This is a genomic window from Amycolatopsis sp. NPDC006131, from assembly GCF_040614175.1.
Classification (GTDB): domain Bacteria; phylum Actinomycetota; class Actinomycetes; order Mycobacteriales; family Pseudonocardiaceae; genus Amycolatopsis_E; species Amycolatopsis_E tucumanensis.
In genome coordinates, this window is record NZ_JBEXTX010000037.1 from 37,412 (window position 1) to 57,232 (window position 19,821).

At 69.0% G+C, this 19,821-nt stretch carries 23 protein-coding genes and 3 tRNA genes; 3 read left to right on the forward strand and 23 right to left on the reverse strand.

Annotated features, from left to right (window positions below; translation table 11 throughout):
- Positions 1 to 12 precede the first annotated feature (12 nt).
- The 11 genes from ABZ215_RS20420 to rplJ form a co-directional block, all read right to left on the reverse strand.
- On the reverse strand, positions 13 to 1,272 hold the full coding sequence (locus ABZ215_RS20420; RefSeq protein WP_020417553.1) for an MlaD family protein: 1,260 nt from the start codon (positions 1,270 to 1,272) through the stop codon (positions 13 to 15).
- Positions 1,272 to 2,483 (reverse strand): MCE family protein, encoded by a 1,212-nt coding sequence (locus ABZ215_RS20425; protein WP_020417552.1) that lies wholly within the window; start codon positions 2,481 to 2,483, stop codon positions 1,272 to 1,274. Before ABZ215_RS20425 ends, ABZ215_RS20420 begins: the two co-directional genes overlap by 1 nt.
- Positions 2,480 to 3,664, reverse strand: a complete 1,185-nt coding sequence (locus ABZ215_RS20430) for an MCE family protein (protein WP_354950789.1) — start codon at positions 3,662 to 3,664, stop codon at positions 2,480 to 2,482. The genes ABZ215_RS20425 and ABZ215_RS20430 overlap by 4 nt, the downstream gene beginning before the upstream one ends.
- Positions 3,661 to 4,647, reverse strand: coding sequence for an MCE family protein (locus tag ABZ215_RS20435; RefSeq protein ID WP_237338062.1), 987 nt, complete (start codon positions 4,645 to 4,647; stop codon positions 3,661 to 3,663). Before ABZ215_RS20435 ends, ABZ215_RS20430 begins: the two co-directional genes overlap by 4 nt.
- Entirely contained in the window at positions 4,644 to 5,675 is a 1,032-nt protein-coding gene (locus tag ABZ215_RS20440) for an MCE family protein (protein ID WP_020417549.1), read from the reverse strand. The genes ABZ215_RS20435 and ABZ215_RS20440 overlap by 4 nt, the downstream gene beginning before the upstream one ends.
- A complete protein-coding gene (locus ABZ215_RS20445) occupies positions 5,672 to 7,006 on the reverse strand; it encodes an MCE family protein (RefSeq protein ID WP_354950791.1) in 1,335 nt (444 codons plus the stop codon). The genes ABZ215_RS20440 and ABZ215_RS20445 overlap by 4 nt, the downstream gene beginning before the upstream one ends.
- A gap of 7 nt (positions 7,007 to 7,013) precedes the next feature.
- Positions 7,014 to 7,853 carry an ABC transporter permease gene (locus tag ABZ215_RS20450; RefSeq protein ID WP_020417547.1) on the reverse strand — a complete coding sequence of 280 codons (840 nt, stop codon included), beginning with the start codon at positions 7,851 to 7,853 and terminating at the stop codon, positions 7,014 to 7,016.
- Positions 7,854 to 7,855: 2 nt separating this feature from the next.
- Positions 7,856 to 8,650 (reverse strand): ABC transporter permease, encoded by a 795-nt coding sequence (locus ABZ215_RS20455; protein ID WP_017986586.1) that lies wholly within the window; start codon positions 8,648 to 8,650, stop codon positions 7,856 to 7,858.
- Positions 8,647 to 9,822, reverse strand: coding sequence for an ATP-binding cassette domain-containing protein (locus ABZ215_RS20460; RefSeq protein WP_237338064.1), 1,176 nt, complete (start codon positions 9,820 to 9,822; stop codon positions 8,647 to 8,649). The genes ABZ215_RS20455 and ABZ215_RS20460 overlap by 4 nt, the downstream gene beginning before the upstream one ends.
- Positions 9,823 to 10,009: 187 nt before the next feature.
- The gene (gene rplL / locus ABZ215_RS20465) at positions 10,010 to 10,402 is read right to left on the reverse strand and encodes a 50S ribosomal protein L7/L12 (RefSeq protein WP_017986584.1); all 393 of its coding nucleotides are present in this window, start codon (positions 10,400 to 10,402) and stop codon (positions 10,010 to 10,012) included.
- Positions 10,403 to 10,447: 45 nt separating this feature from the next.
- Positions 10,448 to 10,984: a 50S ribosomal protein L10 gene (gene rplJ / locus ABZ215_RS20470; RefSeq protein WP_017986583.1), complete on the reverse strand. Its 537-nt coding sequence runs from the start codon at positions 10,982 to 10,984 to the stop codon at positions 10,448 to 10,450.
- A gap of 382 nt (positions 10,985 to 11,366) precedes the next feature.
- On the opposite strand from rplJ, the gene ABZ215_RS20475 reads away from it, so the two are divergent.
- Positions 11,367 to 12,188, forward strand: coding sequence for a hypothetical protein (locus ABZ215_RS20475; protein WP_354950794.1), 822 nt, complete (start codon positions 11,367 to 11,369; stop codon positions 12,186 to 12,188).
- Positions 12,189 to 12,238: 50 nt separating this feature from the next.
- On the opposite strand, the gene rplA is transcribed toward ABZ215_RS20475, so the two are convergent.
- The 5 genes from rplA to ABZ215_RS20500 form a co-directional block, all read right to left on the reverse strand.
- Positions 12,239 to 12,958, reverse strand: coding sequence for a 50S ribosomal protein L1 (gene rplA, locus ABZ215_RS20480; protein ID WP_020417543.1), 720 nt, complete (start codon positions 12,956 to 12,958; stop codon positions 12,239 to 12,241).
- A 178-nt stretch (positions 12,959 to 13,136) separates the two neighbouring features.
- Positions 13,137 to 13,568: a 50S ribosomal protein L11 gene (gene rplK, locus ABZ215_RS20485; RefSeq protein WP_017986580.1), complete on the reverse strand. Its 432-nt coding sequence runs from the start codon at positions 13,566 to 13,568 to the stop codon at positions 13,137 to 13,139.
- Between the two features lie 77 nt (positions 13,569 to 13,645).
- Positions 13,646 to 14,476, reverse strand: coding sequence for a transcription termination/antitermination protein NusG (nusG, locus tag ABZ215_RS20490; RefSeq protein ID WP_020417541.1), 831 nt, complete (start codon positions 14,474 to 14,476; stop codon positions 13,646 to 13,648).
- Positions 14,477 to 14,531: 55 nt separating this feature from the next.
- Positions 14,532 to 14,981, reverse strand: coding sequence for a preprotein translocase subunit SecE (gene secE / locus ABZ215_RS20495; protein ID WP_020417540.1), 450 nt, complete (start codon positions 14,979 to 14,981; stop codon positions 14,532 to 14,534).
- Positions 14,982 to 15,008: 27 nt separating this feature from the next.
- A tRNA-Trp gene (locus ABZ215_RS20500) sits at positions 15,009 to 15,081 on the reverse strand.
- Positions 15,082 to 15,259: 178 nt separating this feature from the next.
- Here ABZ215_RS20500 and ABZ215_RS20505 point away from each other — a divergent pair.
- Positions 15,260 to 16,486: a pyridoxal phosphate-dependent aminotransferase gene (locus tag ABZ215_RS20505; RefSeq protein WP_354950796.1), complete on the forward strand. Its 1,227-nt coding sequence runs from the start codon at positions 15,260 to 15,262 to the stop codon at positions 16,484 to 16,486.
- A 76-nt stretch (positions 16,487 to 16,562) separates the two neighbouring features.
- Positions 16,563 to 17,468: an SGNH/GDSL hydrolase family protein gene (locus ABZ215_RS20510; RefSeq protein ID WP_354950798.1), complete on the forward strand. Its 906-nt coding sequence runs from the start codon at positions 16,563 to 16,565 to the stop codon at positions 17,466 to 17,468.
- Positions 17,469 to 17,492: 24 nt separating this feature from the next.
- On the opposite strand, the gene ABZ215_RS20515 is transcribed toward ABZ215_RS20510, so the two are convergent.
- The 7 genes from ABZ215_RS20515 to ABZ215_RS20545 all read right to left on the reverse strand — a co-directional run bounded on the left by ABZ215_RS20515 (position 17,493) and on the right by ABZ215_RS20545 (position 19,776).
- On the reverse strand, positions 17,493 to 17,792 hold the full coding sequence (locus ABZ215_RS20515; RefSeq protein WP_020417537.1) for a type II toxin-antitoxin system PemK/MazF family toxin: 300 nt from the start codon (positions 17,790 to 17,792) through the stop codon (positions 17,493 to 17,495).
- Positions 17,792 to 18,019, reverse strand: a complete 228-nt coding sequence (locus ABZ215_RS20520) for a ribbon-helix-helix domain-containing protein (RefSeq protein WP_020417536.1) — start codon at positions 18,017 to 18,019, stop codon at positions 17,792 to 17,794. The genes ABZ215_RS20515 and ABZ215_RS20520 overlap by 1 nt, the downstream gene beginning before the upstream one ends.
- Positions 18,020 to 18,048: 29 nt before the next feature.
- Positions 18,049 to 18,444 (reverse strand): MaoC family dehydratase, encoded by a 396-nt coding sequence (locus tag ABZ215_RS20525; protein ID WP_354950800.1) that lies wholly within the window; start codon positions 18,442 to 18,444, stop codon positions 18,049 to 18,051.
- Positions 18,444 to 18,893 carry a MaoC family dehydratase N-terminal domain-containing protein gene (locus ABZ215_RS20530; RefSeq protein ID WP_354950802.1) on the reverse strand — a complete coding sequence of 150 codons (450 nt, stop codon included), beginning with the start codon at positions 18,891 to 18,893 and terminating at the stop codon, positions 18,444 to 18,446. Before ABZ215_RS20530 ends, ABZ215_RS20525 begins: the two co-directional genes overlap by 1 nt.
- Before the next feature lie 345 nt (positions 18,894 to 19,238).
- A complete protein-coding gene (gene rpmG / locus ABZ215_RS20535; protein ID WP_005453176.1) occupies positions 19,239 to 19,403 on the reverse strand; it encodes a 50S ribosomal protein L33 in 165 nt (54 codons plus the stop codon).
- A 175-nt stretch (positions 19,404 to 19,578) separates the two neighbouring features.
- Positions 19,579 to 19,651, reverse strand: a tRNA-Met gene (locus ABZ215_RS20540).
- 52 nt (positions 19,652 to 19,703) lie between these two features.
- Positions 19,704 to 19,776 (reverse strand) — tRNA-Thr (locus tag ABZ215_RS20545).
- Positions 19,777 to 19,821: the final 45 nt, after the last annotated feature.

The following is a 19,821-nucleotide window of genomic DNA, read 5'->3' on the forward strand; positions in this document are numbered from 1 at the left end:
GTGTGGGCGGCGTCAGCCGGGCAGCCCCAGCAGGGCGGACAGGCTCGTGATCGACACGCCCGGCGAGCCGACGACGCCGGGGGTGCCCCGCATGTACGCCAGCTGCTCCTCGTCGCGGGTCGAGTTCTGCTGCACGTCCTGCGGCGTCGGCGCGACCGGCACGCCGTTGTACGGCGCGTTCTGAGCGCCGCGCACGCCGATCGGGCTGCCCGCGGGCTCCGCGCAGTACGAGTTCAGGTTCGGGTCGCGCGGGGTCGTCTCCGCGCCCGTGCGGTACTCCTCCGGGCTCATGTAGCCCTTGGTGCACACCGGCGGGTCGAACAGGTTGAGCGCGAGCCCGAGGTGCGCGGTGCCGTCGCCCGGCGCCACGCTGCGGGCGCCCACCGCCAGCACCGGGTAGCTGACGAGCACCTGCTGGATGCCGTCCTGCCGGGTCAGCAGCAGGTTCGACGTGGTCAGCAGGTTCGCCGTCAGCTCGCCGAGCCCTGGCCCGAGGTCGGTGACGAACTGGTTGAGCGTCTGCGCCGCGCCGGGGGCGACCTCGATCAGCCGGCGGATGTCGGCGTCGGAGCCCTTCAGCGTCGCCGACAGCTCGTTGAGGTTGGCGCTGAACTCCTTCAGGTTGCCCGCCTGCTGGTTCTGCGTCTGCAGCACCCGCTCGCCGGAGTCGAGCAGCTGCACGGTCTGCGGCAGGTACTGCTGCGCGGTGGCGGTGAAGTCGCGCGCGGTGTCCAGCAGCTGCTGCAGGCCCGGCCCGGTGCCGTTGAACGCGTCGTAGGACTCGTCGACTACGGTCCGCAGCGCGTCCTTCGGCACCGAGGACGCCAGGCTGTCCAGGTCGGTGATGATCTGGTCGGTGCCGATCGGCACCTGGGTCTTCGCGGCCGGGATGACCGAGCCGCCCGCGAGGTACGGACCGCCGTCGGCGACCGGCCGCAGGTCGACGAACTGCTCGCCGACGGCCGACCGGTTGGCGATGACGGCCTGCAGGTTCGCCGGCACCTGCGGGGTGTCCGGCGCGATCTCCAGGTCCGCTTCCAGCCCCTCGGCGGTGAGCCGCAGCTGGCCGACCTTGCCGATGTTGTAGCCGCGGTAGGTGACCTCGGCCCCGGTGAAGATGCCGCCGGACTGGGTCAGCTCCAGCTTGACCGTGTAGCCGGTCTGGCCGAACACCTGCCCGAGCCCGGCGAACCGGATCAGCGCGTACACCACGGCCACCACGGAGATGACCAGGAACGCGATCAGTTGGATCTTGGTCTTGCGGACCAGCATCACACACCCCCCGCCAGCAGGCCGAAGATGCCCGCGACCCCGGTCTGTTGCGGCTGCGCCCCGGTCGCGCCGGTCGCAGCCGTGCTCTGCGGCGCCAGATCCTGCGGCAACGGCAGCGGCGGCGGCTGGTTGGCCTGTTCGCCCTCGACGCCGCCGGTGAGCCCGGCCAGGCTGTCCGGCAGCACGCCGCCGAGCGGGTTCTGCCTGCTGCGGCTCAGGTTCTGCAGCACGTTCTGCAGGTTGAGGTCGATCTTGGCGTAGAGGTTGAAGTAGTCGCCCTTCACGCCGTCGACCGCCGCGTCGGTGAACGGGTAGGTCAGCAGGATCTCCAGCGACTTGGGCAGGTCGGCGCCGGCCTCGCCGAGCTTCTGCAGCGTCGGCAGCAGCGCCCGCAGGTCGGCGACCAAGTTCTCCTGGCTCTTGTTCAGCGTGTCGACGGTGACGCCGGAGAGGTTCTGCAGCGCCTGCAGCATGGTGACCAGCTGGGTGCGCTGCTGCTCCAGGACGCCGATGCCGGGGCCGAGGTCGTCGATGGCGTTGACGATCTGGTCCTTCTGCCCGGCCAGCGTGCTGGCGAGCCGGTTGAGGCCGTCCAGCGCGCGGGTGATGTCGCCGGACTGGGCGTCCAGTGTGGACACCAGCTGGTTGGCGTTGTCCAGCAGGCGCCGGATGTCCGGCTCGCGGCCCTCGGTGGCGGCGTTGAGCTCCTTGGTGATGGTGTTGAGCTGCTCGACCCCGCCGCCGTTGAGCAGCATGGACAGCGCGCCGAGCACCTCCTCCACCTCGACGCTGCGGTTGGTGCGCGCCAGCGGGATCTCCGCGCCGTCGGTGAGCGTGCCCTGCGCCAGGTCGTCGCCGGGCGAGGCCAGCTCGACGTACTTCTCGCCGAGGAGGCTGGACTGCCGGATGTTGGCGAGCGAGTTGGCCGGCAGCTTGACGTCGCCGTTGAGCTTCACGGTGACCTCGGCGTGCCAGCCGTCCGGGGTCAGCCCGATCGCCTCGACCCGGCCGACCGGGACCTCGTTGACCTTGACACCGGCCTGCGGCACGAGGTCGAGCACGTCGTTGAACTGGACCTTGACCGTGTACGGGTGGTCGCCGAGGTCGGCGCCGCCGGGCAGCGGCACGTCGTAGATGCCGCCGAACGAGCAACTGGACAGGGTCAGCGCGCCGGCCACGCCGGCGGCGACGAGCGCGATCGTCTTTCTCATCGCGACGCCCCCGTTCCGTAGACCGTCTGCGCCAGCGGGAGCGGCAGCGGCGGCAGCTCGCCGTTCTGCAGCGCGTGCACCGTCTGCGCGACCGACGGCAGCGGCACCGCGCCGTCCAGCAGCGGCGCGACCGAGCTGCACAGGTCGCCGATCGCGTCCAGCGCGGACGGGGTCTGCTTGAGCAGGTTGCAGATCATCACGATCGGCGGCTGGGTCAGCTCGTTGAGGTTGGCCCGCGCGTCGAGCGTGCCCGACGAGCCGTTGTAGGCGTTGATCACGTTGTTCAGGCCGACCGGCGCGACGTCGAGGATCTCGGCGAGCGCGCTGCGCTGGTCCACCAGCACCTGGGTCACGCTGGCCAGCTTGTCCACATTGGACTTCAGCCGGTCGGAGTGGTTGTTGATGAACTGCTGCACGGTGGCGAGCGTGGTGCCGAGCTGCTGCACCGTGGCGGCCAGGTTGTCCTTCTCCCCCGCCAGGTAGCCGGAGACGTCGGCCAGCCGCTGCTCGAACTGGCGCACCTGGTTGTCGCTGTTGGCCAGCGTGGTGGTGAAGTCGGCCAGGTTGGAGATCGTGCCGAACAGGTCGTCCTCGTTGCCGGACAACGTCTTCGACGCCTGGCTCAGCTTGGTGATCGTGTCGTGCAGGGCCTGGCCGTTGCCGTCCAGGTTCTGCGCCAGCGTGGTCAGCAGGTCCGACAGCGAGCCGTTCTGGTTGACCCCGTTCGGGCCGAGCGAGCGGCTGATCTTGTCCAGGCTCTCGTAGAGCTGGTCGACCTCGATCGGCACCGCGGTCTTCTCCAGCGGGATGGTGGCGCCCTCGCTGATCACCTCACCGCCGGTGTAGGCCGGGGCGAGCTGCACGTACCGGTCGCTGACCAGCGACGGCGCGACGATCGCGGCCTGCGCGTCGGCGGGCACCCGCACCGTGCGGTCGTACTCGATCACGACCTTGACCCGGTCGCCCATCGGCTCGACCGAGGTCACCTTGCCCATGTCCACGCCGAGCACCCGCACGCTGTTGCCGACGTAAAGGCCGGTCGCGCTGGTGAAGTAGGCGGTGAGGTGTTTCTTGTCGGCGTCCTTGAGGGTCCACCAGAGCACGCCGGCCACGACGAGGCCGAGCACGCAGGCCGCGGCGACGCCGCGCGCGAGGGATCGGCCGAAGCGGGTCTCCGTCATTTCTGGTTGCACCCCTCTTCGTTCAGGGGGCCGATCGAAGGCAGGATCAGACCGCAGATGTAGTTGTCGAACCAGTGCCCGTTGCCGACGGTGTTGGTGAACACGCGGATGTAGGGCGCGAACCGGGCGATGCCCTGCGCCAGGTTGTCCTGGTTGCGCTGCAGCATCGCGGTGAGCTGGTCCAGCGAGGTCAGCACCGGCGTCAGCTGGGCGTCGTTGTCGCTCACCAGCCCCTGCAGCTGCCGGGACAGCTCCTGCGAGCCGGCCAGCAGCGTGGAGATCGCCTGCTCACGCGCCGCGACCTCCTGCAGCACCAGGTTGCCGTCCTGCAGCAGCCGGGTCAGCTGCTGGTCGCGGTCGGCCAGCGTCTGCGAGATCTGGTTGGTGTTCTGCAGCAGCTGCGCCAGCTCGGTGTCCCGCTTGGCGATCGTGTCGGACAGCTGCGACAGGCCGTTGAGCGCGCCGCGCACGTTGTCGGACGTGCCGGACAGCGTCTGGGACAGCACGTCGAAGGATTGGGCCAGCTGGTCCGTGTCGATGTCGTTCACCGTCGACGACAGGTCCCGGAACGCGTCCAGCACGTCGTAGGGCGCCAGCGTCCGTTCCTTCGGGATCGGCGTGCCCGGGTCGAGCGCCTTCTCGCCGACCGGGTCGAGCGCGAGGTACTTCTGGCCGAGCAGCGTCTTGATCTTGATCGCCGCCGCGGTCTTGTCGCCGAGCCAGGTGTCCTTGACCTTGAACGTGACCTTCACCGACGCGCCGTCCAGCGCAACGTCGGTGACCTTGCCGACCTTCACGCCTGCCACGCGCACCTCGTCGTCGGCCTTCAGGCCGGCCGCCTCGGTGAACTCCGCCTCGTAGCTGGTCCCGGCGCCGATGATCGGCAGGTCGTCGGCGTTGAGCGCGGCGATGAAGCCCAGCAGCATCAGCACGAGGCCGACGGCCGCGATGGGCACCGGGTTGCGCGACTGGAAGCTCCTCATGATCCGCACCGCGCCTGGGTCGCCGGCATGATCGGGAGGTTGATCTCCTGGTTGATCAGCGGCGGCAGCGACACGCTCCCGCTCGCCGAGCAGAGGTAGAAGTTGAACCAGGAACCGTAGTCGGCCGTGCGCGCCAGCGTCGTGACCTTCTCCGGCAGGAACTGGATGAAGTGCTCCACCAGTGGCTCGCTGTCGTTGAGGTTCTGGGCGAGCCCGCCCAGCGCCGAGATGTCGTTCTTGAGCGGTTCGCGCGCCTCGTCGAGGAAGCCCGCGGTCGTGTTGGCCAGCCCGCCGAGCGCGTCGATCGCGTCACCGATCGAGTCGCGGTCCTGGGCCAGGCCGGTGGTGAGCTGCTGCAGCTTGTCGATCAGGTCGGTCAGCTGCGGGGTGTGCGCGTTGACCGCGTCCAGCACCGTGTTCAGGTTGGTCACCACCTGGCCGATCACCTGGTCCTTCTGCGCGATCGTGGTGGTCAGCGACGCGGTGTGGGCGAGCAGGCTGTCGATCGTGCCGCCCTCGCCCTGCAGGACCTGGATCAGCTCGTAGGACAGCTTGTTGACGTCCTCCGGGTTGAGCGCGCGGAACAGCGGCTTGAACCCGTTGAACAGCTCGTCCAGGTCGAGCGCCGGCGTGGTGCGCTCCAGCGGGATCGTGCTGCCCGGCTTGAGCGTCTCCTTGTCGTCCCCGGTGCCCTGGCCGAGCGAGAGGTACCGCTGGCCGACCAGGTTGCGGTACTTGATCTGCACCGTGACCCCGGCGGGCAGGGTTCGGCCCTGGTCGACCTCGAAGTCGATCTGGGCCTGGCGCCGGTCGACGATCTTGACGTCGGTGACCTGCCCGACCTTCACGCCCGCGATGCGGACGTCGTCGCCGGGCAGCACCAGCGTCGCGTCGGTGAAGCGGGCGCTGTAGCCGGTGGTGTCCTGGGTGTTGATGTTGGCGATGCTGATGCCGAGGATCGCCGTGAACAACACGGTGATCACGATGAAGATGGTCAGCTTGACCAGCGGCGCGACCAGTCCCCTCACTTGACCGTCACCTCCGCACCCCGGTAGAGCGGGCCCACGAGCAGGCCGGACCAGCCCGGCATGGCCGCCGGGTCGAGGCCGACCTGCGGGCCGACGAGCTGGGACAGGAAGTCGAGCTCGGCCCGGCTGTTGGCCGGGTTGCCGCCCGCCGCGCCGCCGCCGTTGTAGCCGCCGGCGTCGGCGATGGTGTTGGCGGGCTGGAGCCCGTCACCGGCCGGACGAGAGCCCGGCGTCGGCTGTGCGCCGTCCTTGATCGGGCCCTCCGGCGGGTACTGCGGGAACGGCTGCGGGAAGTCCTTGACGTTGTAGCAGCGCGGGCCCCGCTTGTCCTCGAAGCGCGGCTCGTCGCGGCCTGCCACGTACGGCCCGCGGGTGGTGACGATCTCGATCGTCGCGTGCAGGCCGGGCTGGTTCGTGCCCTTGCCCAGCGCCTCGTCCACGTACGGCACCAGCTCGGCCATCGAGCCGAACAGGCACGGGTACTCCGGCGCGTACTTCGCCAGCAGCTCGGCCGTCGGCCGGGAGTTCTCGGCGAGGCTGATCAGGTTGCTCGCGTTCGCGCTCACGAACGATTCCAGGGTCTGCGACGCCGCCGTCACGTTGGCGTAGAGGGCCTGCAGGTTCTGCTGCTCGTCGAACACCGTCTTCGTCGTGGTCGACAGGTTGTCCAGCGTCTGCACGAGATCCGGCGCGGCCTCGTTGAGGTTGTCGGAGAACTTCGCCAGCTCGCGCAGGTTCTCCTGCAGCTGCGGCAGGTGCGGGTTCAGGTCGCCGAAGTAGGTGCCCAGCTCCGACAGGGTCTGCCCGAGCGTCTCGCCGCGGCCCTGCAGGGCGGTCGAGATCGCGGTCAGCGTGGTGGACAGCTTCTCCGGCTGCACGGCCTGCAGCACCGGCAGCAGGTTGTCCAGGGCCTGCGACAGCTGGACCGCGTTCTGCGTGCGGTCCTCCGGGATCACGTCGCCCGCGGCGATCGTGCGCGCCGACGGCTGCTCCGGGATCTCCAGCGACACGTACCGCTCGCCGAACAACGTCTTCGGCAGGAACCGGGCGCTGACGTTCTCCGGGATCAGCTTCGCCGACTCCGGGTCGAGCGCCAGCGTCAGCGTGGCGCCGTCGGCGCTCGCGTCGATCGACTTCACCGACCCGACGATCAGTCCGCGCACCTTCACGTCGGACTGCGGCAGCAGCTGGTTGCCGACCTCGCCTGCCTGCAGCTTCACCTCGACGGTCGGCGTGAACGCCTTGTTGTACATGGCGATCGACAGCGTGACACCCGCCGCGAGCACCACGATCAGGAGCAGGCCGAGCAGCCTGCGGCGCAAGGTCACCACAGTGATGTCACCCCGCGATCCGGACCGTCACCGAGGTCCCCCAGATGGCGAACCCGATGAAGAAGTTGATGATGGCGACCGTGACGATGCTCAGCCGCACCGCGCGGCCCACCGCCACACCCACGCCCGCCGGGCCGCCGGAGGCGCGGTACCCGAAGTAGCAGTGGGTCAGGATGATCACGACGCTGAATATCAGCACCTTGATGAACGAGTAGAAGACGTCCTCGGGAGGTAAGAACAGGTTGAAGTAGTGGTCGTACGTGCCTTCGGACTGCCCGTAGATGTAGATGACCACCAGCCGCGACGCCAGGTACGACGACAGCAGGCCGATCACGTACAGCGGGATGACCGCGACGAACCCGGCGATGATCCGGGTGGTCACCAGGTACGGCAGGCTCGGCACGCCCATCACCTCGAGCGCGTCGATCTCCTCCGAGATCCGCATCGCGCCCAGCTGCGCGGTGAACCCGGCGCCGACGGTCGCCGACAACGCGAGGCCCGCGACCAGCGGGGCGATCTCGCGGGTGTTGAAGAACGCCGTCAGGAAGCCGGTGAAGGCCGACGTGCCGATCGAGTTCAGGGCCGAGTAGCCCTGGAGGCCGACCAGGACACCGGTGAACAGGGTGAGGCCGATCATCACGCCGACCGTGCCGCCGATGACCGCCAACGAGCCCGAGCCGAAGCTGACCTCGGCCAGCAACCGCAGCACTTCCTTGGTGTAGCGGCGGATCGTGCGTGGCGTCCACGCCAGCGCCCGGATGTAGAACGACATCTGGTCGCCGAAGTTGTCCAGGATCTCCAGTGGACGGTGGGCGATCCGCTTCGCCGTCTGACCGATGTTCGCCATGATCAGCTCAGCTTTCCGGGGACGATCTGCAGGTAGATGAGCGTGATCACGAAGTTCACGACGAAGAGCAGCAGGAACGTGATGACGACGGACTGGTTCACCGCGTCACCCACGCCCTTCGGGCCGCCCGCGGGGTTCAGCCCGCGGTAGGCGGCGACCACGGCCGCGATGAAGCCGAAGATGAGCGCCTTGATCTCGCCGACCCACAGGTCGGGCAGCTGCGCCAGCGCCGAGAAGCTCGCCAGGTACGCGCCCGGCGTGCCGCCCTGCAGCACCACGTTGAAGAAGTAACCGCCGAGCACGCCGATGACGCTGACCATGCCGTTGAGCAGCAGCGCGACGAGCATCGACGCGAGCACGCGCGGCACGATCAGCCGCTGCACCGCGGAGACGCCGAGCACCTCCATCGCGTCGATCTCCTCGCGGATGGTGCGCGCGCCGATGTCCGCGCAGATCGCGCTGCCGCCCGCGCCCGCGACGAGCAGCGCGGTCACCAGCGGGGCGGCCTGCTGCACGGTGGCGAGCACACTGCCGGCGCCGGTGTAGGACTGCGCGCCGAGCTGGCGCGCGAGGGACCCGAACTGCAGCGAGATGACCGCGCCGAACGGGATCGCGACGAGGGCCGTAGGCAGGATCGTGACGCTCGCGATGAACCACGACTGCTGGATGAACTCCCGCAACTGGAACGGCCGCTGGAAGAACCCGCGGATGATGTCCAGCCCGAGGGCGAACAGCTTCCCGGTCTCACGCAGCATTCCGATCCCGGGAACCTTGGCCGAGGAGGCCGTCGAGCTCATGCCTCACCGGCCCCCGGGCCACGCAACCGGTCGGTGGTCTCGGTTCTGCTGGGCCACCCGGACTGCGGCATGCGCGCGATTTCCTCGTCGGAGAGCTGCCCCTGGTGGTGCGTGGGCAGGGGCATGGTGGGGGCGGCGTGGCGGCTGCCGGTGTGTACCGCGCGGCGCGGCGTGACGCCGTAGTGGCGCTGCTCCTCGGGGGACAGGGACTCGATGATCCCCTCCTGCGCGGCGGGCGGCAGCGTGTGCAGGATCTTCATGACCCGGTCCTTGCGGCGGATCGCGCCCTGCCGGGTCGGCACGCCCGGGGTCGGCTGCATCTGCGCCGGGATGCCGGTGACGTCCTCGACACCGCCCGCGTGGTGGCCGGCTTCGAACATGGCGCGCTCGGCGGCCATCTGGGCGGTGTCCTTCTCCTCGGACATGCCGATCGGGCCGTCCATGCGGCCGTTGAGGAACTGCTTGACGACCGGCTCCTCGCTGGTCAGCAGCACCTCGCGGGGCCCGAACATGACCAGCTCCTTGCGGAACAGCATGCCCAGGTTGTCCGGCACGGTGCGGGCCAGGTTGATGTTGTGCGTGACGATCAGGAACGTCGCGTCGATCTGCGCGTTCACGTCGATGAACAGCTGCGAGATGTAGGTGGTGCGGACCGGGTCCAGACCGGAGTCCGGCTCGTCGACCAGGATGATCTCCGGGTCCAGCACCAGGGCGCGGGCCAGGCCGGCGCGCTTGCGCATACCACCGGAAATCTCGCCGGGCAGCTTCTTCTCGGCACCGGCCAGACCGGTCATCTCGAGCTTTTCCAGGACGATCCGGCGGATCTCGGTCTCGGATTTCTTGGTGTGCTCGCGCAGCGGGAACGCGACGTTGTCGTAGAGGTTCATGGAACCGAACAGCGCGCCGTCCTGGAACAGCACTCCGAACAATTTTCGCGTTTCGTACAGCTTGTGCTCGCTGCACCGCACGATGTCGACACCGTTGATCATGCAGCTGCCCCGGTCGGGCTTGAGCAGCCCGATCATGGACTTCAGGAACACCGACTTTCCGGTGCCCGACGGGCCCAGCATGACCGACACCTCACCCGGAGGCAGTGTCAAGGTCACGTCCCGCCAAATGGTCTGCCGCCCGAAGGACTTGGTCAGACCCTCGATGACCACCTCGGCACCCATCGAACCTCCCGCAGCTCCGACGCCGTGGATCAACACCCTGGCACACGCCTGCCCGGCGTCAACAAGGTGCAACGAGTCAAGTCCCGAGCAGGTTACTCATGAGTTTTTCAAGCCACAATCCAGGTGAAGAGAAAAAGGCGGGCCACCCACCGGGTGACCCGCCTTTTTCGAGATGCGGAATTCGCGACTACTTGACGCTGACCTTGGCGCCGGCAGCCTCGAGCTTCTCCTTGGCCGCGTTGGCGGCGTCCTTGTCGACCTTCTCCAGGAGCGGCTTCGGGGCGCCCTCGACGAGCTCCTTGGCCTCCTTCAGGCCCAGGCCGGAGACGACCTCGCGGACGACCTTGATGACCTGGATCTTCTTGTCGCCGGCACCCTCGAGGATGACGTCGAACTCGTCCTTCTCCTCCTCGGCCGGGGCACCGGCAGCGGCGGCACCCGGGGCGGCGGCCGCGACGGCGACCGGCGCGGCGGCGGTGACGTCGAAGGTCTCCTCGAACTTCTTCACGAAGTCCGAGAGCTCCAGCAGGGTCAGCTCCTTGAACGCGTCGAGCAGTTCGTCGGTGCTCAGCTTCGCCATGATGGCGTTCCTTTCCTAACGGGTGGTACGGGGTGGGTGGTTACTTCAGCTCTCGGCGGGTGCCTCGTCGCCCTGCTGCTTGTCCGCGAGGGCCTGCGCGAGGCGGGCGACCTGGGACGCCGGGGCCTGGAACAGAGCCGCGGCCTGGGACAGCTTGGCCTTGAACGCGCCTGCCGCCTTGGCGAGGAGAACCTCGCGGCTGTCGAGGTCGGCGATCTGGTTGACCTCGTCGACGGACAGCGGGCGGCCGTCCATGTAGCCGCCCTTGATGACCAGGGCGGCGTTGTCCTTGGCGAAGTTCTTCAGGGCCTTCGCGGCGTCGACCGGCTCACCCTGCACGAAGGCGATCGCGGTCGGGCCGACGAAGAGATCCTGGAGACCCTCGATGCCGGCCTCTTCCGCGGCCCGCTGCACGAGGGTGTTCTTCGCAACCCGGTACTTGGCACTGGTGCCGAGAGCGCGGCGCAGCTCGCTGAGCTGGGACACGGAGAGGCCGTTGTACTGGGTGATGACGGTGGCCGAGCTGCTGCGGAAGTGGTCCGCGATCTCGGCGACGGCCGCCACCTTGTCCGGCTTCGCCATGGGTCGCCTCCTCTCTTGGCTGGTTTGACCGCCTTGTGCGAGGAGTCCCGGGAAGAAGAAAACGCCCACGCGCAGCAAGCACGGGGCGTATGGCACACCAGGGGTGTGCGGCCTCGTTCTTCCTGCGCGGGCCGCCCCTCCTTGTTCCGGGGCACTTCGCTTCGCGCCTGACGGCGTGAAGAACCAGCGGTCTTCGGTAGAACCGTCGTCCATAGTACCTGGCCTGCGCGGGCGGCTTGCCTGCCCCCTGGTTACGCGGTCCGTGATGACTCGGCCACCCGGTGGCAGGCATCATGGGCGCGTGGTGGAGCAGCGACCAGGCCAACAGCCCGACAAGCCTTCCCGGGACCCCAGCGGCGAGCCGCCGGCGGGTGGCTCGGCCGTGGAACCGGCCCAGCCGCAGCTCGATCCGGAGCAGCTGCGCCAGTTCCAGCAGTTCCAGCAGTTCCAGGACTTCCTCCGCTACACCGAGGCGCAGCGGCAGAGCAACGGAGACCTGGTGCCGACGCAGAACGCGCCGGTGCAGAGTGCGCCGGTGCAGAGTGCGCCCGGCTACGGCCCGCCCACACAGCCCGGGCACGGTGGACCGCCCGTTCCGCCACCGCCGTACGGCCAGCTCCAGCCCCTCCCCCAGCCCGGCCCGAAGATCAGGGCACCGAAGTGGGCGAAACGGCTGGCGGGGAAGCTGCTGTCCGCACTGCTGTTCCTGATCGTCCTGATCGTCGCCGGCAAGCTGGCGTACAACCACTTCTTCCCCGAGGACGATCCGGATCTACCCGCCGCCCAGACCGGCGGTGGCACGTACCACACCAACGAGATCCTGTCGGTGAACCCCTACGAGGCTGCCCGCCAGGTCTACCAGCAGGTCGCGTACGGCCAGCCCGACCGGGCCTGCGGCCTCTTCGAGACCGCCACCCAGCAGAAGTTCGCCACGGACCTCCAGTACCCCGACTGCCGGGAAGCTGTCCTGGACCTGAAGAAGCAAGTCACGAACATGACGGCTTACGCGGGTTCGCTGCCCTTCGGCAGCAGTCAGCCCGTGCAGGGCACGGTGGCTCGGATCGATTCCTGCGACTACCAGATCAGCGGCGGACCCGCGCTCGGCGTTTTCGTGATCACCAAGGTCGGTGACCAGTGGTTGATCACCGGCCACGAACCGGGCCCGCGGACCTGCCCGACACCCAACACTCCCACCAGCCGATAGACGAAGGGCCCCGGCGCAGCAGCGCCGGGGCCCTTCTCTCGAAACTACCGTCAGACAGTCGCGTCCTCGGCGAGGAGGTTGCGCGTCCGGGCGGGGTCGACCGGGATGCCGCGCCCCATGGTGGTCGAGACGACCACCTTCTTGATGTAGCGGCCCTTCGCGGCGGACGGCTTCGCCCGCAGGATCTCGTCCAGGGCGGCCGCATAGTTCTCCACCAGCTTCTCGACGTCGAACGACGACTTGCCGATCACCAGGTGCAGGTTGGCCTGCTTGTCGACACGGAAGTCGATCTTGCCGCCCTTGATCTCGGTGACCGCCTTCGCCACGTCGGGCGTCACGGTGCCGCTCTTCGGGTTCGGCATCAGGCCACGCGGGCCCAGGATGCGGGCGATGCGCCCGACCTTCGCCATCTGGTCCGGCGTCGCGACAGCGGCGTCGAAGTCGAGCCAGCCACCCTGGATTCGCTCGATCAGGTCGTCGCTGCCGACGGCGTCCGCACCGGCGGCCTCGGCCTGCGCGGCCTTGTCGCCGACGGCGAACGCGATGACGCGGACGGTCTTACCGGTACCGTGCGGCAGGTTCACGGTGCCGCGGACCATCTGGTCGGCCTTGCGGGGGTCGACGCCGAGGCGCATCGCGACCTCGACCGTCTCGTCCATCTTGGACTTGGAGAGCTCCTTCGCCAGCTTGACGGCCTCGAGCGGGGCGTAGAGCCGCTCGCGGTCGATCTGCTCAGCCGTCTGGCGGTAAGCCTTGCTGCGCTTTGCCATGTCTGTCCTTAGCTAGAAAGTGGATCAGTTGTGGTACGAGCCAGCGCCTGGCTCTCCCACTGCAGTCCCGGGGGACTTACTCGACCGTGATGCCCATCGACCGGGCGGTGCCGGCGATGCTGCTTTTGACCAGCACTGTGCCGCCTGCTCGATGTCGTTGGCAGTCGCGGTGCGGAACCTATTCGACCGTGATGCCCATCGACCGGGCGGTGCCGGCGATGATCTTCGCCGCCTGCTCGATGTCGTTGGCGTTCAGGTCCGACTTCTTGGTCTCGGCGATCTCGCGCACCTGGTCCCAGGTCACCTTGGCGACCTTGGTCTTGTGCGGCTCGGCCGAGCCCTTGTCGATGCCCGCGGCCTTCAGCAGCAGCCGAGCGGCCGGCGGCGTCTTCAGCTTGAAGTCGAACGACCGGTCTTCGTACACGGAGATCTCGACCGGCACCACGTTGCCGCGCTGCGACTCGGTCGCGGCGTTGTAGGCCTTGCAGAACTCCATGATGTTGACGCCGTGCTGACCCAGCGCGGGGCCGACCGGCGGAGCCGGGTTCGCGGCACCCGCCTGAATCTGCAGCTTGATGATCGCTGCAAGCTTCTTCTTCTTGGGTGGCATTCCTAGTTCCTATTCAGTACCGAGTACCCCGCGCGCCTGCCTGCGCGCGAGGGCCAACGATCCAGTGTACTGGGTCGTCAGATCTTGGAGACCTGGTTGAACGACAGCTCGACCGGCGTCTCGCGGCCGAAGATCGAAACCAGGACCTTCAACTTCTGCGCGTCCGCGTTGACCTCGCTGATCGTCGCGGGCAGCGTCGCGAACGGGCCGTCCATGACGGTGACCGACTCGCCCACCTCGAAGTCGACCTCGACCGCGGGCGCGCCCAGCGCGGCCTCCGCCGAGGCGGCCTCGCCCTTGGCCTTCGCCGGGGCGGGCTTTTCGACCTTCGGGGCCAGGAACTTCAGCACGTCGTCGATGCTCAGCGGCGACGGCTTCGAGGTCGCGCCGACGAACCCGGTGACACCCGGCGTGTTGCGCACCGCGCTCCACGAGGCGTCGTTCAGCTCCATCCGGACCAGGATGTAGCCGGGCAGCACCTTCTGCTGCACGACCTTGCGCTGGCCGTTCTTGATCTGCGTGACCTCTTCGGTCGGGACCTCGATCTGGAAGATGTAGTCCTCGACGTCCAGCGTCTGGGTACGGGTCTCGAGGTTGTTCTTGACCTTGTTTTCGTACCCGGCGTAGGAGTGCACGACGTACCAGTCGCCCGGGAGCGAGCGCAGCTCCTTGCGCAGCTTCTCGACCGGGTCCTCGTCGTCGTCCTCGGCGGGCGCGGCCTCGGCGGCCGGCTCGGCCACCTCGTCGCCCGCCTGCTCGTCGTCGGCCGCGGCCTCTTCCGGCTCGGCGTCGAGTTCGGCGACCGCGCCGTCGGCGTCCTGGTCGGACTCGACGGCCTCGTCCTCAGCCACCGCCTCGACCGGCTCGTCGTACTCGTCGCCGGCTGCGACGCCGTTCTCGGAGGTCACGTTCCGTCCTCTCACTTGATCGCTTGTCGTGTCCGTGCCGGCCCGCGGGACGCGCTCAGCCGAACAGCCAGAACACGCCCTTGCGGAACGCGAAGTCCAGCAACGAGACCAGCGCGACCATGAAGGCCACGAAGACCAGCACGACCGTGGTGTAGGTGACCATCTGCTTGCGCGTCGGCCAGATGACCTTGCGCAGCTCGGCCCACACCTCGCGGATGAACCGCACCAGCCTCGCGAACAGCGACGGCTTCTTGTCCTTGCGAGTCCGCTTCGGGGTCGCGCGACCCTTCTTGACCTCGCCCGCCTTGGCCTTGCCGTCGGTGACCGGGCTAGCGGCCGAGGCCTTGCCCGACGGACGCGCCTTGTCGCCGTCCTTGGCCGCCTTGCCGGCAGGGCGCGCGGAGGCGCGACGTTCGCGCCGCGCCGCAGCCGTGACCGGACGCGCAGCCCGCTTGGGCTCCTGCTCCTGGCCCTTGCCGCCGGCGTCGTTGTCGCTCACGACCACTCCTCCGCTAAGGCACCTACATCGACGCAGGGGTGACAGGACTTGAACCTGCAACCTGCGGTTTTGGAGACCGCTGCTCTGCCAATTGAGCTACACCCCTTCGAGCAATCCAGCCGCTCGCTGGACGCCCTTGACCCTCCCCGCATGCCCTGCGGGGTCAGGCGCCGGACGTTCCAAGTTCGGAAGTCTACGGCAAGCCCGGAAGGGGCCCGCAACCGAGGGGCGCAGAACGGCTCCCGCGTGCTCCTCGACACACGCGACGTGCGAACATGAAGGCCATGAGCGCACCCGCAACCGTCACCGCCAGCTCCCGCATTTCGGCCCGGATCGCCGGCATCACGCCGTCGGCCACCCTCGCCGTGGACGCGAAGGCGAAGGAGCTGAAGGCGCAGGGCCGCCCGGTGATCGGCTTCGGTGCGGGGCAGCCGGACTTCCCCACCCCCGACTACGTCGTGGAGGCGGCCGCGAAGGCCGTCCACGACCGGGCCAACCACGGTTACACCGCGGCCGGCGGCCTGCCCGAGCTGAAGGAGGCCATCGCGGCGAAGACCCTGCGCGACACCGGCTTCGCCATCGAGCCCAGCCAGGTCCTGGTCACCAACGGTGGCAAGCAGGCCGTCTACTCCGCCTTCGCCACGCTGTGCGACCCGGGCGACGAGGTCCTGCTGCTCGCGCCGTACTGGACCACCTACCCCGAGTCGATCAAGCTCGCCGGCGGTGTGCCGGTGCAGGTCACGGCCGACGAGTCGACCGGATACCGGGTCACCGTCGAGCAGCTGGAGGCCGCGCGCACCGACCGCACCAAGGTGCTGCTGTTCAACTCGCCGTCCAACCCGACCGGCGCGGTCTACAGCCGCGAGCAGATCGAGGCCATCGGCAAGTGGGCCCTCGAGCACGGCATCTGGGTGATCACCGACGAGATCTACGAGCACCTGACCTACGACGGCGTGCAGAACCACTCGATGCCGGTCGTGGTGCCCGAGCTGGCCGACCGGACCCTGGTGCTCAACGGCGTCGCCAAGACCTACTCGATGACCGGCTGGCGCGTCGGCTGGATCGCCGGACCGAAGGACGTGATCAAGGCCGCGACGGGCTACCAGTCGCACCTGTGCGGCAACGTGTCGAACGTCGCACAGCGGGCGGCGCTGGCCGCCGTCGCCGGGCCGCTGGACGTGGTCGCCGAGATGCGCGCCGCGTTCGACGTCCGCCGCAAGAAGATCGTCTCGCTGCTGTCGGACATCCCGGGCGTCACCTGCCCGACCCCGGAGGGCGCGTTCTACGCGTACCCGTCGTTCAAGGAGCTCCTCGGCAAGGAGATCCGCGGCGAGAAGCCGGCCGACACGCTGGAGCTGGCCGACCTGATGCTGCGCGAGGCCGACGTGGCCGCGGTGCCGGGCGAGGCGTTCGGCACGCCGGGCTACTTCCGGTTCTCCTACGCGCTGGCCGAGTCGGACCTGGTGGAGGGCGTGGAGCGGATCGCCGCCCTGCTGTCCGAGGCGAAGTAACCCGATCGAGTCAACCGAAGCGCCACTTCCGCATGCCGGAAGTGGCGCTTCGGCGTTTTCGGGGTAGCCGTAGCGCGTGGGGAAGAAGGTGCTGATCGGGGTGGTGGTGGCCGCGCTCGTCGGGGCGGCGATCGCCGGTGTCGTGTACTGGCGCAGCGACCGCGGCGAGTCCACCGCGCCGCCGAAGCCCCCTGGTTCGGTGATCGGCCCCGGCACCGGCCGGTACGTCGCGCTGGGCGACTCCTACACGTCGGCGCCGCGGACGGGAGCGCCGGCCGGCACGCCGCCGGGCTGCAGGCGGTCGGACAACAACTACCCGCACCTCGTCGCCGCCGAGCTGCGGCCGGTGTCGTTCGCCGACGTGAGCTGCGGCGGGGCGACGACGCAGCACCTGTCGGAGCCGCAGACCACGCCGGACGGGGTGAACCCGCCGCAGCTGGACGCGGTCACACCGGACACGACGCTGGTGACGCTCGGGATCGGCGGCAACGACATCGGGCTGGTGAGCCTCGCCCGCGACTGCCTCACGACGAACCGCACGGTGTCGCTGTGCAAGCCGCGGCTGACCGCGGGCGGGCGGGACCAGCTGGCGGAGCGGATCGAGGCGACGGCGCCGAAGGTGCGGGCCGCGCTGGCCGCGATCCACGAGCGGGCGCCGCGGGCGCAGGTGATCGTGGTGGGCTACCCGACGGCGCTGCCGGACGGCAACGGGTGCTGGCCGTTCCTGCCCATCGGGCCCGAGGACGTGGCCTACCTGCGGACCTCGCTCGCCCGGCTGAACTCGATGCTGGCCGCGGAGGCGAAGGCGGGCCAGGCCGGGTACGCGGACACGGCGACGCCGTCCAAAGGGAAGGACATGTGCGCCAAGGCGCGGGTCAAGTGGGTCGAGGACGTGGTGCCGTCCTCGCCGGCGATGGAGCTGCATCCCAACGCGGTCGGGGAGCGTGGGATGGCGGACGTGGTGCTGGATCTGGTGGATTGACGCGGCATCGGTTCGCGTGCGTCCTCAGTCGAGGTCGAAGGCCAGGCGGATCGCTTCCGTCAGTTCGCGCTCCTGGTCGGGCATCAGGCGGCCGATCTGCTTGCCCAGCGCCGACTTGCGGATCGTCTGGATGTTGTCGCAGCTGACGACGCTTTCGTGGTCCAGGCCGTTGCGGCTGCCGACCCGCACCTCGGTGGACAGGCCGCGGATCGTGCTCGTCACGGGGGCGATCGTGACGCGGGTCAGGTGCGGGCGGACCAGCTCGCGGGTCAGCACCAGCACCGGCCGGACCTTGTCGAGCCGGGCGAGGTGGATCGGGCGCATCAGTCCAGGTCGTCCAGCGGGGCGGCGTGCTCCTCGATCCCGGCGAGATCGTCCGGCACGCCGCCCGTCAGCAGGGCGATGTCGCGCTCCGCGAGCAGGCGCCGGCGCTCCCGCTCCAGGGCGCGGAACACCAGCTCGGCACGGCTCGCGGCGCCGCCCTCCTCCACCACGTGGTCGATGAAGGACACCAGGTCGTCGGGGAGACGAACGGCGATCTGCTTCGTCATACCACTACGGTACCAGTTTGGGATGCACGTCAGCGGACGACGGCCTGGGCCTTCCCGAGCACCGTCTTGCCGTCGAACTTGGCCGTGATGTCCACGCGGGCGGTGCCGTCCTCGCGGACCTCCGCGACCTTGCCGGTGAACTCGACGTCCGCGCCGTCTGGCGAGACCACGACGGGCCTGGTGAAGCGGACGCTGTACTCGACCAGCTTGCCCGGATCGCCGAGCCAGTCCGTGACGAGCCGGCCGCCCAGCGCCATCGTCAGCATCCCGTGCGCGATCACGTCCGGGAGCCCGACCTCCTTGGCGAACCGTTCGTTCCAGTGGATCGGGTTGAAGTCCAGTGACGCGCCCGCGTACCGGACCAGCTGGTCGCGCGTGACGTGCACCTGCAGCGGCGGCAGCTCGGTGCCCTTCTCGTACGTCATCAGGCCCCCTCTCCCCGCACGACGAGTTGCGCGCGCGTCGTGCACACGAGCTGACCGTCGGCGTCGACGACCTCGCCGCGCACGGTCAGGAAGTCGTTGCCCGCCCTGGCCATGATGTCCTCGACCGTCGTGGTGATGCGGAGCCGGTCGCCGGCGTGCACCGGGCGCGTGTAGCCGAAGGCCTGGTCGCCGTGCACCATCCGGCTGTAGTCCAGCCCCAGCTCCGGGTCGTTCGCGATGGCGTTGATCGCGTCGAGGTTGATCACCGTGAGGAAGGTGGGCGGCGCGATGACGTCCGGGTAGCCGGCCGCGCGGGCCGCCTCCGGATCCGTGTAGAGCGGGTTGGCGTCGCCGATCGCGGTGGCGAACTCGCGGATCTTCTCGCGGCCGACTTCGTAGGTTGAGTCCGGCGGGTACGTCCGCCCGACGAACGAGGGGTCCAAAGGCACCCGAGCAGCCTACCCACCCGGCGAGCGTGGACAGCGCCGTCGGGTTGCCGGTGCGTGACGGCCCCGCGCCGTCGGGCAGGGGACAGCCGCTGACCTCCTCGCGGAGGGACCGCAGTCCCGCTTCGCCGGTGATCCGGAACTGGCGCAGCAGCCCGGTCGAGGACCCACGAGCAGCGCGAGGTCGAGCTGGCTGACCCGGCGCTGCCGCCGGGCCGACGGCGCTGGGGCACGCGATCTTCGGCGCCGTGATGCTGTCCGGCGGGCTCTACCTGGCCGGGCCCCGGAAAGCACGAAGGCCGCTCCGGCGAACCGGAGCGGCCTTCGTCGAAACCTGGGGTGCTGGCGTCAGCGGGTTTCCTTGTGAACCCGGTGCGTACCGCAGTTCGGGCAGAACTTCTTCATCTCCAGGCGATCCGGGTCGTTGCGCCGGTTCTTCTTGGTGATGTAGTTGCGGTGCTTGCAGACCTCGCACGCCAGCGTGATCTTCGGTCGCACGTCGGTGGCAGCCACAGCAAAGCCTTTCTCTACACAACGAACCCCCCACCGGCAACCTGGCCTTCCAAGTCACCCTGGGTGGGGGTCCAGGGGGCTAGCCCCCTGGCGGGGGTCCGGGGGTCCGGCCCCCGGTGCAATGGCGAAGCGGACTCGGCTCACGCAGTCTGTGAGCATAGCTCGCCCATCCGCGTAGCGGTGGCCGGACTTGAACCGGCGACACAGCGATTATGAGCCGCTTGCTCTACCGACTGAGCTACACCGCCTTGACCGGCCTTCAGGCTCCCCCGCCGAAGCGGAGCGGCCTGCTGACCACCGAGCCCCAATACGGAATCGAACCGTAGACCTTCTCCTTACCATGGAGACGCTCTGCCGACTGAGCTATTGGGGCGAGTTCCAACGTCTGAACGTTGAAGCCTCGAAGAGATTACATCGT

Bases quoted from the DNA above. Each gene is read 5' to 3' on its own strand.
- ABZ215_RS20420 (WP_020417553.1), bottom strand. From the start codon at position 1,272: ATGCTGGTCCGCAAGACCAAGATCCAACTGATCGCGTTCCTGGTCATC.
- ABZ215_RS20425 (WP_020417552.1), bottom strand. From the start codon at position 2,483: ATGAGAAAGACGATCGCGCTCGTCGCCGCCGGCGTGGCCGGCGCGCTG.
- ABZ215_RS20430 (WP_354950789.1), bottom strand. From the start codon at position 3,664: ATGACGGAGACCCGCTTCGGCCGATCCCTCGCGCGCGGCGTCGCCGCG.
- ABZ215_RS20435 (WP_237338062.1), bottom strand. From the start codon at position 4,647: ATGAGGAGCTTCCAGTCGCGCAACCCGGTGCCCATCGCGGCCGTCGGC.
- ABZ215_RS20450 (WP_020417547.1), bottom strand. From the start codon at position 7,853: ATGGCGAACATCGGTCAGACGGCGAAGCGGATCGCCCACCGTCCACTG.
- ABZ215_RS20455 (WP_017986586.1), bottom strand. From the start codon at position 8,650: ATGAGCTCGACGGCCTCCTCGGCCAAGGTTCCCGGGATCGGAATGCTG.
- ABZ215_RS20460 (WP_237338064.1), bottom strand. From the start codon at position 9,822: ATGGGTGCCGAGGTGGTCATCGAGGGTCTGACCAAGTCCTTCGGGCGG.
- rplL (WP_017986584.1), bottom strand. From the start codon at position 10,402: ATGGCGAAGCTGAGCACCGACGAACTGCTCGACGCGTTCAAGGAGCTG.
- rplJ (WP_017986583.1), bottom strand. From the start codon at position 10,984: ATGGCGAAGCCGGACAAGGTGGCGGCCGTCGCCGAGATCGCGGACCAC.
- rplA (WP_020417543.1), bottom strand. From the start codon at position 12,958: ATGGCAAAGCGCAGCAAGGCTTACCGCCAGACGGCTGAGCAGATCGAC.
- rplK (WP_017986580.1), bottom strand. From the start codon at position 13,568: ATGCCACCCAAGAAGAAGAAGCTTGCAGCGATCATCAAGCTGCAGATT.
- ABZ215_RS20505 (WP_354950796.1), top strand. From the start codon at position 15,260: ATGAGCGCACCCGCAACCGTCACCGCCAGCTCCCGCATTTCGGCCCGG.
- ABZ215_RS20515 (WP_020417537.1), bottom strand. From the start codon at position 17,792: ATGCGCCCGATCCACCTCGCCCGGCTCGACAAGGTCCGGCCGGTGCTG.
- ABZ215_RS20520 (WP_020417536.1), bottom strand. From the start codon at position 18,019: ATGACGAAGCAGATCGCCGTTCGTCTCCCCGACGACCTGGTGTCCTTC.
- ABZ215_RS20525 (WP_354950800.1), bottom strand. From the start codon at position 18,444: ATGACGTACGAGAAGGGCACCGAGCTGCCGCCGCTGCAGGTGCACGTC.